Origin of the sequence: Actinoplanes sp. NPDC051411 (assembly GCF_040682075.1) — a bacterium.
Classification (GTDB): domain Bacteria; phylum Actinomycetota; class Actinomycetes; order Mycobacteriales; family Micromonosporaceae; genus Actinoplanes.
This window is the reverse complement of record NZ_JBFBAD010000201.1, coordinates 1-13,686: the sequence shown is the minus strand read 5'-3', so window position 1 is coordinate 13,686 and position 13,686 is coordinate 1. Positions and strand designations below refer to the sequence as shown.

Below are 13,686 nucleotides of genomic sequence, written 5' to 3'. Positions count from 1 at the left end.
CAGGACGCCCACCACAAGGCCAAAGGTTCTCGCGGCGGCCGTCCCCCGAAGTTCGACCCCGCAGCTCTACCGGCCCCGGCACGCCGTCGAGAACGACATCGCCCGGTTCAAACGCCACCGCGGCGTCGCTACCGGTATGACAAGTCAGCCGTCCGCTTCCAGGCCGTCCTGACCATCACCATCACCAGCGAATGGCTCCGAACCCGTTATCAAACACGCCTCAGTCGGCGCCGGGCGGCTGGTGGTGGAGGTGCTGCCCGGCCACCGCGATCGCAACAGTCGCCTCGGCGTGGAGCCGCCGGCTCGACCGAGAGAGCGCCGCGCGGGATAGCATCCGGGGAAGGCGTGGGGTCCTCGCGATCCTGGGAAACCCGGGGTTATGCCTCTCGGCGGGAATCTCGCCCTCAGTGCTCGCCGGCAACGGTAAGGGATGCGCCATGCGCAAGAAGTAGTAGTGCGTGAATGTGGCATTCATCCGCACTTACTCATACTTCTTTCCCCGGCTTTGACTTGCTTAAGTATGGGGTCTGACACGTACGGTTATGGACGTAAGTTCGCCGGATGTCACCCGCAGTAGCGATGGCGGACTTGCACCACGCGAAACGGCACCCGTCTTGACCACGGATGCCGTTTCCGATCACCTGCCCGGGACACGCCAGCCCACAGGAGGCATCGCCATGACCGTAACAAGACCGCCCAGCTCGGACAACGAACCGTCACCGCGAGTTTCACATACGGTGATTAGCGGCATCCACGCCGCCCGGGGTCTTCTCCTGGCGCTCGCCGCTCTGATCAGCGCCGTGACCGGCCTGATCATCGCCTTGGCCCGGAGCTGACCCCGCGAAGTGGGGACTCCGCTGTCGGTGAGGCGGCCGCCGGCCGTGGTCGCCTCACCGGGACCGGCGAGCCCGCGGCGCCGATCGAACAACAGGACACCTCAGTGAGCTAGACCTCGATGTGCGAACCCATGATGACCGTGCGCTCGCGGGGCAGGCCGAAGTGCTCGGCCGCGTCGGCCGTGATGTGGGAGGTGGCGATGAACAGGCGCTTGCGCCAGTCGGCCATGGTCGGCGCGTCGCCCCGGCGCAGCTCGATTTTGGACAGGAAGTAGGAGGCGTGTTCCAGGTCGAGGCGGCCCTCGGTGGTGCCCGGGTCGAGGGCGCGGAGCACCGCGGGCAGGTTCGGTGTCTCGATGTAGCCGAAGCGGACCGTGACGTGGCTGATGCCGTCGTCGGCGTAGCCGAGGTCGTCGGCGACGATGCGGTCGTCGGCCGGCACGCGGGGCACCGGGTCGGTCTGGATCGCGATGATCAGCACGTGTTCGTGACGTACGTGGTTGTGCTCGACGTTGGCCCGCATCGCCAGCGGTGCCGTCTCCTTGCCACGGTTGAGGAAGACCGCGGTGCCCGGCACCCGGACCGTCGCCGACCGGTTGTCGCGCAGCTCGTCGATGAACTCGCGCAGTGAGCCCTCGCGCTTCTTGCGCTCGGCGGTGACGATCGCCCGTCCGCGCTGCCAGGTCGTCATCACCGTCCACGCGGTCAGGCCGATCAGCAGCGGCAGCCATCCGCCGTGCACCAGCTTGGTCAGGTTGGCCGCCACGAACAGCAGGTCGACCAGCAGCAGCGGGGTGGCGCCGGCGACCAGCAGCCACACCGGGGTGTGCCAGCGCTGGCGGGCGACGAAGAAGAACAACAGGGTGGCGATGGTGATCGTGCCGGTCACCGCCATGCCGTACGCGGCGGCCAGCGCGGCCGAGGTGCGGAACGCGAAGACCAGCGTGAGCACCGAGACCAGCAGCAGCCAGTTGATCCACGGTACGTAGATCTGGCCCATCGTCGACTCGGACGTGTGCTGCACCCGTAGTCGCGGCAGGTAGCCCAGCTGCGCGGCCTGCGACGCCACCGAGTAGGCGCCGGTGATCACCGCCTGGGCCGCGATGACCGTCGCCGCGGTGGCCAGGAAGACCATCGGCAGCCGCCCCCAGCTCGGCAGCAGCAGGAAGAACGGGCTGCTGAGCTTGGCCGGGTCGTGCAGCACGATCGCGCCCTGGCCGAAGTAGCTCAGGGTGCAGGCGGGCAGGACCAGGAGCAGCCAGCCCCGCACGATCGCCTTGCGGCCGAAGTGGCCCATGTCGGCGTACAGGGCTTCGGCGCCGGTGATCGACAGGACGACCGCGGCGAGGGCGAAGAACGCGATGTCGAAGTGTCCGGCGAGGAAGCTGATCGCGTACGTCGGGGACAGTGCCTTGAGGATGGCCGGCTGGCGGGCGATGCCGCTGATCCCGGCCGCCCCGATGGTCGCGAACCACAAGATCATGATGGGTCCGAACAGCCGGCCGACCGCGGCGGTGCCCCGCCGCTGGACCAGGAACAGCCAGACGATGATCACGGCGGTGATCGGGACGACCAGTTCGCCGAGCCTGGGCGCCACGACCTTCACGCCTTCGATCGCGGAGAGCACCGAGATGGCCGGGGTGATCATGCTGTCGCCGAGGAACAGTGAGGCGCCGAAGATGCCCAGCGCGGCCATGCCCAGGGCGAGCTTGCCGCGCTTGGCGCTGCCGGCCCGCCGCAGCAGCGTGATCAGGGCCATGATGCCGCCCTCGCCGTCGTTGTCGAGGCGGGTGATGAGCAGCACGTAGGTGCCGGTCACGACGATCATCACCGACCAGAAGATCAGCGAGACCACGCCGTACACGTTGGCGGTGTTGATCGGCACCGGATGGGGATCGGCCGGGCTGAACACCGTCTGGAGCGTGTAGATCGGGCTGGTGCCGATGTCGCCGAAGACGACGCCGAGCGCGCCCACCACTACCGCGAGTTTTGCCCCTTGGGGGGCGTGCCCTGTCACCGGCTGATCATAGGAGTCGCGGGATGCCCACGGACGTGGACGCCCCCGCCGCCACTCCTAGCGCAACCGTTTCACCGCGTCGGCCGCCGCCCGGGCCAGCAGCGACGCGTCGGATCCCACTCCGACGAAGCGGAACCCGAGGTCGCGGTAGGCCGCCGCCTGCGCGGCGTCGCCGGCCAGGATCCCGGCCGCGATCCCCGCGTCCTTGGCCGCGGCGAGGACCTGGTCGAGCGCGGCCACGAAGTCCGGATGATCGAACCGCCCGGGGCAGCCCAGGTCGGTCGACAGGTCGCGCGGCCCGACGAACAGCACGTCGACGCCCGGGACCGCGGCGATCCCGGCCACCACGTCGACCGCCCGCCGGCTCTCCACCTGGACGACGCCGACGATCCCGGCGTTGGCGGTGGCCAGGCCTTCGGGGCGCAGGCCGAAGTCGTACACCCGGTTGTAGGTGGCGACCCCGCGGTCGCCTTCGGGCGGATAGCGCAGGTGCCGCACGGCGTCCCGGACGTCGTCGACCGTTTCGAGTCGCGGGAACATGATGCCGGCGACCCCGGCGTCGAGCAGGCGTCCGGTGCGGATGCGCTCGGCCGATTCGACCCGGGCCAGCATCGGCACCCGGCGGGCCTCGGCGGCCAGCTGTTGCTGAAGCAGGGCACGCTCGTCGCCGCCACCGTGCTCGAGATCCACCAGCAGCCAGTCGAAACCGGAGACCGCGCACGCCTCGGCCGCCAGCGACGAGCCGAGCCCCAGGAACGTACCGAAAAGGGTTTCTCCGGCGGCCAGCCGGGCCCGCACGCTCATCGGGCACCGCCGGCTTGGCCGGCGCCTTTTTCCGTACGCCCGGACAGCCGCTCGACCCCCCGCAGGAGCGCGCCGTGGTCGAGGCCGCCGTCGCCCTGTGCTCGCAGGGAGGCCATCAGCTGGGCGACGACCGCGCCGAGCGGGACGATCGTGCCCGAGGCGCGGGCCGCGTCGAGCATGATGCCGAGGTCCTTGTGGTGCAGGTCGACCCGGAAGCCCGGGGTGAACCGCCGTTCGAGCATCGCCGTCCCCTTCCGGTCGAGCACGGTGCTGCCGGCCAGGCCGCCGCCGAGCACCCGCAGGCCGGCCGCCGGGTCGACGCCGCTGGCCTCGAGCAGCACGATCGCCTCGGCCACCAGCTCGATCGTGCCCGCGACGACCAGCTGGTTGGCCGCCTTGACCAGTTGACCCGATCCGGCCGGGCCGGCGTGCACGATGGTCGTGCCGAGATGTTCCAGCACCGGGCGGACCTTTTCCAGCGCCGCCGGATCGCCGCCGACCATGATCGAGAGGACGCCCTCGATCGCGCCCTGCTCGCCGCCCGAGACCGGCGCGTCCAGCGCGTCGACCCGCAGCTCGGCCGCGGCCGCCGCGATCTGCTGGGCGGTCTGCGGACGGATGGTGCTCATGTCGATCAGCACGGTTCCGGCGGCCGCGTTGGCCAGCACCCCGTCCGGTCCGAGCACCACCTCGGCCACGTCGGGGGAGTCGGGAAGCATGGTGATCACCACGTCGGCGCCGCGGGTCGCCTCGGCGACGCTCGTCGAGGGGCGACCGCCCGCCGCGGCCAGCCGGTCGAGCCCGGCCTGGCGGCGCGTGTGGCCGGTGACCTCGAAGCCGGCCTTGATCAGGCGCTCCGCCATCGGCGCCCCCATCACGCCGAGCCCGATGAACCCGATCCTCCGCATGACCACCCCGTCCATATATGTGAACCCCGTCCCGATGATGGATTCGATTCAAGCTAGGGGAGACGGTGCACCCGGTCAAGTCCAAGTATGTGGACGACAGTTACGTACGCGGATCCCTGCTATGCTCGCAGCCCGTCGGGTTCGAGCATCGGGAGGCATCGATGGCGCAGCGCATCCTCATCACCGGCGGAGCGGGCAAGGTCGCCACCTCGCTGCGGCCGCGGCTGGCCGCCGAGGGGCGCACGCTGCGGCTGTTCGACGTGGTGCGACCGCCCGAGCTGGAGGTGACCGGCCCCGAGGAGGTCGTCCTGGCCTCCCTCGCCGACCACGACGCGGTGCTGGCCGCCTGCGAGGGCGTCGACGCGATCGTCCACCTGGGCGGCCAGAGCAAGGAGGCGGACGCGGGCGAGGTGCTGCGCGCGAACGCCCTCGGCACCTACAACCTGCTCGAGGCCGCCCGCAAGCGGGGCATCAGCCGGGTGATGATCGCCTCCTCGACCCACGCCGCCGGCTTCCACGTCCGCGACGACGCGACCTACCCCGACGGCATGCCGGCCGACCTGCCGCCGCGCCCCGACACGCTGTACGGCTGGAGCAAGGCCGCCATCGAGTCCCTGGCCCGGCTCTACGTCGACCGCTTCGGACTCGACATCGTCTGCGTGCGGGTCGGGCTGTGGTTCCCCGTACCGCCGGCCAACCGCGGCCTGGCCACCTGGCTCTCCCCGGACGACGGCGCCCGGCTCGTCGAGGCGTGCCTGTCCGCGCCGAGCCCGGGCTTCCGCCTGGTCTGGGGCGTCAGCCGCAACACCCGCCGCTGGTGGTCGCTGGCCGAGGGCGAGGCGATCGGCTACTACCCGAAGGACGACGCCGAGATCTTCGCCGCCGAGCGGATCGCCGAGCTCGGCGAACCCGACTTCGCGAACGACCCCGAGCTCAACCGGGTCGGCGGCTGGTGGTGCGACTGGCCGCTGAGCCAGCGGATGGGATAGGGCACCCCGGTCACGATCACCAGCACCGCGAAGCCGGCCACCGGGAGGTTGCCCCACCGGATCAGGCGACCGGCGCGCCCGAGCACGCCGGTGCCGATGCCCGCGCAGGCGGCGGCGGTCGGAGCGTCGGTGAGGAGCCCGTCGCCGTACGGCCGGGCGACCGCGACGGCCAGCAGGGCCAGACCGGCCACCAGCGGAACCTTCGTCCAGTGGGCCGCGCCGCGGGGGAGCGGCCGCGCCCAGACCACCCCGGCCAGCGCGAGCACGGCGACCGGGCCGCTGGTCGGCGCTGCTCGCGCTGGCCCTGGGCGCGGTCGCGATCGGCCTGACCGAGTTCGTGCCGGCCGGCCTCCTGCCGCAGATCGCGCACGACGTACTCCGGTCCCGATACGCGACCAACAGCTCGGACGCCGTCGCCCACGCCGGCTGGATGATCACCGCGTACGCCTTGGGGGTGGTCGTAGGCGCACCGTTGATCGCCGCCCTCACCGCACGGATGCCGCGAAAGCGGCTGGTATGCCGACCGCGACCTCCGCCGGGCCATGCTCCTCGGCTTCGCCGGCATGATCGTCGCCATCGTCTTCTTCGGCGCCACCGCGGGCTCCCCGGCCGGCCTCTTCACCGGCGCGTTCCTGCTCGGCGCGACCAGCCTGTTCCTCGGCCCGGCGCTCCAGGCCCGGCTGATCGCGGTGGCGCCCGGCGCCCAGCTGATGGGCGCCGCGGTCAACCAGTCCGCCATGAACATCGCCAACAGCCTGGGCGCCGCCCTGGGCAGCGTCGTGATCGCCGCCGGCCTGGGCTACCGCGCTCCCTCGTGGACCGGCGCCATCCTCGGCGTCCTCGGCCTGGCCCTGGCCGCGACAAGCTTCGCGCTGGACCGCAGCCCGGCCCATCTAGGGTGGGAACGTGGCTGAGGACATGGAACGCTTGGGCGCCGCACTGCTCGCCGCCCTCGACGACCGGCAGCGCGCCGACGGCACCCGGCCGTTCGACGCCGACGACGACCGGCGCTGGATCGAATACCGCCCCGAGAAGCGGCCCGGCCTGCTCCTGGCCGGCCTCGGCACCGCCGCCCGCAAGGCCGTGTTCCGCCTGCTGGCCACCGGCCTCAGCCCGGCCGCGTTCGCCCAGACCATGGCGATCATCGGGCTGGAGGAGGTGCTCGACCGCCGCGAGGGCTACCGCAACGGCCGGCACAGCGAGGACTACCGCATGCTGGTCTTCGGCACCCCCGGCGACGACCGCTGGGGCTGGCGCTTCGAGGGCCACCACCTGTCGGTCACCATGACCGTGGCCGACGGCGTGATCTCCCCGGCGCCGCTCTTCCTGGGCGCCAACCCGGCCCGGGTCGACCTGGGCGGGCGCCCGGTGCTGCGGCCGCTCGGCGTCGAGGAGGATCTGGGCCGCGAGCTGCTGCTGAGCATGACCCCGGCGACCCGCGACCGGGCGATCGTCAGCCCGGACGCCCCGTGGGACATCCGCACGGGCGTGGAGCCCCGAGCCCGCACGATCGAGCCCCGGGGCGTGGCCCGGCAGGACCTGCGCCCGGGCGAACGGGCCCTGCTCGACCAGCTGACCGCGGCGTACCTGGGCCGCCTGCCCGACGCCGTGGCCGAGCGCCTGCACACCGACGACCTGCACTTCGCGTGGGAGGGGCCGCCCCAGCCGGGCCTGCGCCAGTACTACCGCATCCAGGGCCCCGACCTCCTGATCGAGTTCGACCAGACCGCCGACGGCGACGGCCACGCCCACACCGTCCTCCGCCGTCCCCGGGGCGATTTCGGCGGCGACCTCCTCGCCGCCCACCACGCGGCCAGCCCGCACCCCACCGGATGACGGAAGCCTGCCAATCGCATTGCGACGCTTTGTCGTCCGGCTCCCCGACCGATGACGACCCGGTGCCGTAGGCCTACTCGAAGAGGGAGGGGTCGAACTCCTGGGTTCCCTCGTCGACGGTCCAGCGGGCGGCCAGCGGCATCAGGTCGACGATGCGGACCGTGCGGATGCCGGCCGGGGTCGGCAGGATCACCCGGATCCGCGGGTGGTAGTCGAAGAGGATCTGGCGGTCCCGGCCGCACGGGCCCACCGGGCCCCGGCCGAAGTTGCCCACCGCCACGATCGTCGACAGCGCGCGTGCGCCCGACGCGCGCGCGTGCCCGAGCGCCACCAGCTCCGCGCACGGCCCGCCCAGGAAGTGGTAGAGGTTGATGCCGCCGTACATCTGGCCGTCGGTGCCCCGGACCGCGGCGCCCATCGTGTGGACGCCGGCCTCGCCGTCGGTGTTGGCGTCGACGATGGCGCGGGCGAAGGCGATCAGGGCGTGGTCGTCGTCGGTCAGGGCGCGGGCGGGGACGCCGGTCACGGGCTCGCCTTCAGTCTGCGCCAGCCGCCGGCCCGGTTGTTGGCGATGATCTGGCGGAACATGGCCAGCAGGGGCGTCGCCGGCACCGAGCCGCCCTCGTGGACGGCGACCGTGCGGGCCGTCTTGTTGTCGTGGCCGCCGGTGATGATGGCGTCCGGGTCGGGGACGATCGCGCCGTCGTACAGGAAGATGTTGACGTGGGTCCTGGCCGCCTGGAAGGCGCAGATGTTGCCGGCCAGCACGAAGTACGGCCGGTCGGTGCGCTTGATGGTCTCCTCGACCGCGGGGTCGGCGGCGTGGACGAGATCGCGCACCTCGCGGCAGACGGCCTGCTGCCAGCCGGGCAGGGCCGCGATGAACGCGTCGACCCGCGGGTCCTTCGGATAGCTCACGCTCCGGACACTAGCGGGATCGCGGCGCGGACGAGCACAGTGATCACGTGGCAGTGGATTATCGGGTCGGGCGCGGGCTGGATGGCGCGTCGCGGGCGACCGGGTTCGTGGTCGTCGCCGTCACCTATCTGGTGGCCGGCGGGGTGGCCTGGGCGGTCGCCGAGGTTCTCCGGACGCATCATCCGCTGACCGTGACGTTCTGGGCCGACATCGCCGCGACCCTGGTCGTCTTCCTGGCGTCGATGGTGGCCGGCAATTCCAGTCTCTACGACCCTTATTGGAGTGTCGCCCCGCCCGTCGTCGTGCTCGCCTGGACGAGCCATCTCGGTGCCCGCGCGGCGATCGTCGACGTCCTGGTGCTGGTCTGGGCGGCCCGGCTGACCGCCAACTGGGCGCTCGGCTGGCGCGGGCTCGGCCACGAGGACTGGCGGTACGTGCGGATCCGCGGGCAGGGCCGGGCACCGTGGTGGCTCGTCAGCCTGACCGGCATTCAGCTGATGCCGACGCTGGTCGTCTTCGCCGGGCTGCTCGCGGTCTGGCCGGCGTTCGGCGGCGGAAGACTCAATGGGATCGATGCGGTCGCGGCCGTGGTCACCGTGGCGGCGATCGTCGTCGAAGCGGTGGCCGACATCCAGCTGCGCCGATTCACCGCCGACCCGGGCAACCGCGGGAAGGTCGCCGGCCGCGGGCTCTGGCGGGTCTCGAGGCACCCCAACTATCTGGGCGAGATCACCTTCTGGTGGGGGTTGTGGCTGTTCGGGCTGGCCGCGGCGCCGTCGTGGGGGTGGACGGTCGCCGGGCCGATCCTGATGGTGTTGCTGTTCGCGCTGGTCAGTGTGCCGATGATGGACCGGCGGTCGCTGGCCCGGCGGCCCGCCTACGCCGAGCACATGCGCCGGGTGCCCGCACTGCTGCCGAGGCTCACAGGGTCCCGGTGAGGTGTGCCGCCGCGGCTATCGTCGCGGCGTACTGCACGCCGACCAGCCGGCGGATCTCGATCGGTTCCAGCTCGGCGGTCTCGGCGTCCTCGAGCAGCCACGTCGCGTACGTCTGCTCGACCTCGCCCAAGGCGGCCCGGACCGGCGCCCGCACATTGCCCACCGCGGCCTCGCCGCGCAGTGCGCGAAGCAGGATCCCGCAGTAGCGCAACCGCCATTCGTGCACGTTGAGCGCCAGCGAGTTGGCCTCCGCGACGGTGGCCGGCCGGGCCGAGTCGGGGCGGCGGCTGCGGGCCAGCCGGGCCGGCCCGACTTCGTCGAGCACCCGGGCGAAGAAGCGGCTGGCCCGCCAGAAAGGGGAATCCGGCGCCAGGAGGTGCCTTTCCACGGCCGCTAACGTACGCGTGAGCAACTCCGCGACCTCAACCATCGCCTCGGCGTTGCCGGCGAGCGCCGCGGCGTAGGTGATGCCGGACGGGTCGGTGTGGGCCGCGCGCGGATCGTGCCAGTACGGCAGCTCGCTGACCAGCATCAGCGCGCCCCAGCGGTTGGCATACCAGGTGGTGCTTCCGCCGCCGTAGAGCCACGGCTCGCCCCGCTGTCGCGTCTGCTCGTAGACCTTGGCCAGCGCCGTCGCCTCGTAGATCGCGTCGTCGAGCAGCACCAGGTCGGGCGCCTCCGGTTCGCCGCGGTGCAGCGGGATCCCGAGGTGGGCCGGCACCTCCTGCAGCACCGGGTGCAGCGCCGGCTCGGGCCGGCTGAGCCAGTAGTACGCCCCGCCCAGTTCACTGTTGTGCAGCGACGCGACGAGCTGGGGCCGGTGCTCGTCGATCAGCCGCATCAGCGCCTGGGTCTCCGGGATCGGGTCGTCGAAGTACGCGTCCTCGTGGTTGATCGGGAACGTCCACTCGACCTGATCGTTTCCGGCCGGACGGTAGAAGTGCCGGGCGTAGTGGGCGCGGGTGAACGGCCCCCGCAGCCAGCCCTCGTTGAGCCGCAGCCCGTCCGGGTCGGCGCAGTCCACGATCCGCCAGCGGTGGCCGAGGCGGGCGCGGAGATCGGCGTCGGAGCACAGCCGCTCGGCGAGGTGGAGTGCGGTCAGCCCACCGATCGGTTCGTTGGGGTGGGGGAGTCCGAAGGCGAGCGCCTCCGGGGCGGCGCCCGGCTCCTCGCCCGGGCGGCGGTGGATGGTGAGGCACCAGAGTGGGTCTCCCTGCCGGGAGCTGCCGCATCGCCGCAGGCCGGCGATGTCGGGATAGCGGTCGGCGATCCCGCGGAGGCCGGCGTGCAGCTCGTCGACCCCGGCGAAACCGTCGTACGACGGCACGGTGGACAACTCGTCGAGCAGCCATCGGGGGAGCCGGGCGGCGTCGGTGCGGGAATCGATCATCCCGCCATCCTCACTCCGAGTGGCCGTACGGTGCCAGACCCGAACCGGCCCTCGCGGGCCGGCCGGATCCGTTGTCGCACCTAGAAGCCCGGGAAAACCTTCCGAAGATCGTCGAGGGAAAGAGGTCCATCAATCTCTACGCCGGCCGGGGTGTGCTCCGGGGAGAGCCGGCCCGTGATCAGTCGCAGCCAGGACTCGGCCGGAAGGCGCAGGGTGCCGTCGGCCGCGGCCGGCCGGTCGGTGAGTGCGACCTTCTCGCCCAGTTCGAGCCCGAACTCGCGCGCCGGGTCGCTCGTGACGATCGCCAGCGAGCCCGACTTCCCGCCGAGGGCGTCCGGCTTGGCGATCCAGCCGATCAGTCCGGCCATCGCCTCGAACAGCAGGGGCACCGCGTCGGCCGGGACCGTGGCGGCCGGGTCGGCGCCCACCTTGGCGTCCCACGTGTGCAGCGAGAACTCGTTGAGCCGCATCCGGCCGGCCTCGCCCACGCCGACCGGGGCGGGCAGGAACCCGAGGTCGATCCGCAGGTCGCGGCGCTCGTCGGCGGTCAGCGACTCGTACAGCTCGACGAGCGAGCCGTTCGCGGCGAGGAACGCGTCCCGGTGGGTGACCGGGCTCATCGCGTCCCAGCGGGCCCAGACGCCCTGGTTGAAACCGTCCGGCGGGGAGCCGGCCCGGGTGCGGGCCCGCTCGACGGCGGCCTGGTTGATCTCCGCCCCGCTGCCCAGGTGGCTGAGCACCTGCGAGACGTTCCACTCGGACGCGCCGGACGGCGCGGTGAGGTCATCGGGAGTGAGGGCCGCGGCGTACGCGGCGAGATCGTCGTGTCCGCTGCGGAGCGCGGCGATCACCTGGTCGGCAAGGCTCGTCATGGTCGGATTCTAGGGGCGCTCAGTGAAGGGGGTACGTGTCCGGGTAGTTCACGGTGCAAACAAGTGCGTCGCGCTGGGCGTGGCCGCCGGTCAGCGGCGAGGCGTTGTGCAGGTAGGCGGCGTCGCGGAAGACGATCAGGTCGCCGGGGGCGAGCGTGACCCGGTGGATGATCTTCGACGGGTCGGCCACGTCGTGCAGCGTGGTCTCGGCGCCCTCGCCGTGCTTGTCGGCCACGTAGACGATCACGTATTCCTCGTCGTCGTGGTGCGGGCCGGAGACGACCGTGGTGCGGGTGCGCATGAAGTTGACGCCGAAGGTGCCCTCGGCCTGGCGCAGGTGGGGCGGGATCAGCCCGATCATCGCGCGGACCCAGGTCTCCATGTAGCCCTCGCGGAGAAGCTCCACCCGGTTGGGCGTGCGGGGCCCGGCGAAGCCGCTGCGGTTGATGATGTCGATCCGGTCGTTCTCGCGCACCCTCAGGTGATCGCCGTCCCAGGCGTAGCGGATCACGTCGCGGGCCCGGTCGCGGTCGAGGTGCACCGCCGGGTGGTCGCTTTCCAGAACCTTCTCGGTGAAGTAGTTCTGCACGATGTGCCGCCGGATCTCGGGGTCGAGCCCGAGATCGGTGTCGCCGGCGACCGCGTAGCCACGGTCGGTCAGCTCCTGCCGGACGCGCTCCAGCGCCGTCGCCTGCTGGTCGGTGATCATGGGGCCTCGGATATTCGGTCGAGCTCGCGGATGCGCGAGCGGATCAGGTCGCGGGACTTTCGCACTGACAACGAACGGCGCAGCAGTTCGTCGAAGTAGCGGCGGTACTGCTGGAGGCTCTCGGTCGTTTCGAGCAGCCGGTAGCCGGCGTGGGTTTCGATGTGCACCACGTCGCGGTCGAGCGAGTCGGCGAACTCGAAATAGGTGTACATGCAGGTGGAGGTGAAGGGCGGCGACGTGTCGAACGGCAGGATGCGCAGCTCGACGTTGTCCCGGTCGAACGCGGCGTCGATGGCCCGCAGCTGGTCGTGGAGGATCTGCTTGTCGCCGACGACCTGCCGCAGCGCGCTTTCGTGGCAGACCACGACCAGGTCGAGCGGCGGCCGCCCCTCCGGCGTGCCGAGCAGCTCCTGGCGGCGCTTGCGCAGGCGGATCAGCTCGTCGACCTCGTCGTTGCCGCGCCACGGTTCGAGCGACCGGTAGAGGGCGCGCACGTACGCCTCGGTCTGCAGCAGCGCCGGGAAGAACGGCATCGTGTACGCCCGCTCGACCGACGCCTCCGACTCGTACGCCACGTGGACGTCGAGGCCGCTGGTGAACCCCCCGGGGGTGAACTCGTAGTCGCTCCACCAGCCCTGCCGCCGGGCCTGGGTCACCCAGCGCATCATCCGCGAGCCCAGGGCCTCGTCCACCCCGTACGCCCGGATCAGGTCGCGCACGTCCCGGGCCTGCGGGCTGCCCTGACCGTTCTCGAGCCGGGACAGCTTGGACGTGGAGATGAGCAGCGATTGCGCGATCTCCTCCAGGCTGCGTCCGTCCTGGCCGCGGAGCCGTTTGAGCTCCTCGGCCAGACGCCGGCGGGGAACGATTGGGCCCGTCATGCCGGGCATATGCCGGTACCTCCGGTGTGTCGCAGTTCAATCTGTGGGATCACACTGCTGCAAGCGCTGTTTTTGGGAATCCCATTCTGACAGACTCAAATTACGGGTTGCACGGTACCCCCGGTTGCGGCAACAGCCGGGGGCCGACCCGCCAGAAGTGAAAAAGGGAGGTGATTCCCTAGAGACGGCGATGCCCGCGCGAAGAGGCACGGGCATCAGCAGACGACTCGTCACCGCCCCGAGGGGCCTGACTCACGTGACGGTACGCCCCGCCCGCGAAATTCGTATCAAACCTGTGTATCGGACTCGTGCGTCCGCCCCCGGAACTGAGTGGGGGAGGGAATTCTCATGCAGGTCCTGTCGAGCTTCTCGATCATGGTCAAACTGGTCCTCGTCTGCGTCGTCATCGGCTTCGTCCTCGGCATCGTCACCGCGGTGACGATGTTCCCGGACGCGGCCGGGGCGCGGCCCGCGCCGCTGCCGGCAAGCAGCAGCCCGGCGCCGAAGCCGTAGCGAGTGCCGGGAGCCGCCGAATCATGCCGTCCACCGGATCGGCGCGGCCCGCCCGGCGCGGGCCCCGGGGGCGCG

At 71.5% G+C, this 13,686-nt stretch carries 14 protein-coding genes and 1 pseudogene; 6 read left to right on the top strand and 9 right to left on the bottom strand.

What is annotated here, in order from left to right; genetic code table 11:
* Window positions 1–198, top strand: a pseudogene (locus AB0M88_RS50300) (IS5/IS1182 family transposase); the annotation flags it as partial.
* Between the two features lie 747 nt (window positions 199–945).
* Here AB0M88_RS50300 and AB0M88_RS50295 read toward each other — a convergent pair.
* The 3 genes from AB0M88_RS50295 to AB0M88_RS50285 are packed head-to-tail and all read right to left on the bottom strand — an operon-like array spanning window position 946 to window position 4,580.
* A complete protein-coding gene (locus AB0M88_RS50295) occupies window positions 946–2,853 on the bottom strand; it encodes a KUP/HAK/KT family potassium transporter (RefSeq protein WP_364114927.1) in 1,908 nt (635 codons plus the stop codon).
* A gap of 57 nt (window positions 2,854–2,910) precedes the next feature.
* Complete coding sequence (locus AB0M88_RS50290; RefSeq protein WP_364114925.1) at window positions 2,911–3,657, bottom strand: aldolase/citrate lyase family protein; 747 nt, start codon at window positions 3,655–3,657, stop codon at window positions 2,911–2,913.
* Complete coding sequence (locus tag AB0M88_RS50285; protein ID WP_364114923.1) at window positions 3,654–4,580, bottom strand: 2-hydroxy-3-oxopropionate reductase; 927 nt, start codon at window positions 4,578–4,580, stop codon at window positions 3,654–3,656. Before AB0M88_RS50285 ends, AB0M88_RS50290 begins: the two co-directional genes overlap by 4 nt.
* 146 nt (window positions 4,581–4,726) lie before the next feature.
* Between AB0M88_RS50285 and AB0M88_RS50280 the strand changes: the two genes are divergently transcribed.
* The 3 genes from AB0M88_RS50280 (at window position 4,727) to AB0M88_RS50270 (ending at window position 7,390) form a co-directional block, all read left to right on the top strand.
* On the top strand, window positions 4,727–5,554 hold the full coding sequence (locus AB0M88_RS50280) for an NAD(P)-dependent oxidoreductase (protein WP_364114921.1): 828 nt from the start codon (window positions 4,727–4,729) through the stop codon (window positions 5,552–5,554).
* Window positions 5,555–6,117: 563 nt separating this feature from the next.
* Entirely contained in the window at window positions 6,118–6,468 is a 351-nt protein-coding gene (locus AB0M88_RS50275) for a hypothetical protein (protein WP_364114919.1), read from the top strand.
* Between the two features lie 4 nt (window positions 6,469–6,472).
* Window positions 6,473–7,390 carry a DUF3500 domain-containing protein gene (locus tag AB0M88_RS50270; RefSeq protein WP_364114929.1) on the top strand — a complete coding sequence of 306 codons (918 nt, stop codon included), beginning with the start codon at window positions 6,473–6,475 and terminating at the stop codon, window positions 7,388–7,390.
* Window positions 7,391–7,463: 73 nt separating this feature from the next.
* Here AB0M88_RS50270 and AB0M88_RS50265 read toward each other — a convergent pair whose 3' ends face one another.
* On the bottom strand, window positions 7,464–7,916 hold the full coding sequence (locus tag AB0M88_RS50265; RefSeq protein WP_364114917.1) for a cytidine deaminase: 453 nt from the start codon (window positions 7,914–7,916) through the stop codon (window positions 7,464–7,466).
* Complete coding sequence (locus AB0M88_RS50260; protein WP_364114915.1) at window positions 7,913–8,308, bottom strand: DUF1801 domain-containing protein; 396 nt, start codon at window positions 8,306–8,308, stop codon at window positions 7,913–7,915. Before AB0M88_RS50260 ends, AB0M88_RS50265 begins: the two co-directional genes overlap by 4 nt.
* 47 nt (window positions 8,309–8,355) lie before the next feature.
* Between AB0M88_RS50260 and AB0M88_RS50255 the strand changes: the two genes are divergently transcribed.
* Window positions 8,356–9,246, top strand: coding sequence for a DUF1295 domain-containing protein (locus tag AB0M88_RS50255; RefSeq protein WP_364114913.1), 891 nt, complete (start codon window positions 8,356–8,358; stop codon window positions 9,244–9,246).
* Here the strand turns inward: AB0M88_RS50255 and AB0M88_RS50250 are convergent.
* The 4 genes from AB0M88_RS50250 to AB0M88_RS50235 form a co-directional block, all read right to left on the bottom strand.
* Window positions 9,230–10,636, bottom strand: coding sequence for a M14 family zinc carboxypeptidase (locus AB0M88_RS50250; RefSeq protein ID WP_364114911.1), 1,407 nt, complete (start codon window positions 10,634–10,636; stop codon window positions 9,230–9,232). The genes AB0M88_RS50255 and AB0M88_RS50250 overlap by 17 nt on opposite strands.
* An 80-nt stretch (window positions 10,637–10,716) precedes the next feature.
* Window positions 10,717–11,508: a maleylpyruvate isomerase family mycothiol-dependent enzyme gene (locus AB0M88_RS50245; protein ID WP_364114909.1), complete on the bottom strand. Its 792-nt coding sequence runs from the start codon at window positions 11,506–11,508 to the stop codon at window positions 10,717–10,719.
* Between the two features lie 19 nt (window positions 11,509–11,527).
* On the bottom strand, window positions 11,528–12,217 hold the full coding sequence (locus tag AB0M88_RS50240; RefSeq protein ID WP_364114907.1) for a 2OG-Fe dioxygenase family protein: 690 nt from the start codon (window positions 12,215–12,217) through the stop codon (window positions 11,528–11,530).
* Complete coding sequence (locus AB0M88_RS50235; protein WP_364114905.1) at window positions 12,214–13,098, bottom strand: helix-turn-helix transcriptional regulator; 885 nt, start codon at window positions 13,096–13,098, stop codon at window positions 12,214–12,216. Before AB0M88_RS50235 ends, AB0M88_RS50240 begins: the two co-directional genes overlap by 4 nt.
* 348 nt (window positions 13,099–13,446) lie before the next feature.
* Between AB0M88_RS50235 and AB0M88_RS50230 the strand changes: the two genes are divergently transcribed.
* Window positions 13,447–13,611, top strand: a complete 165-nt coding sequence (locus AB0M88_RS50230; protein WP_364114903.1) for a hypothetical protein — start codon at window positions 13,447–13,449, stop codon at window positions 13,609–13,611.
* Window positions 13,612–13,686: the final 75 nt, after the last annotated feature.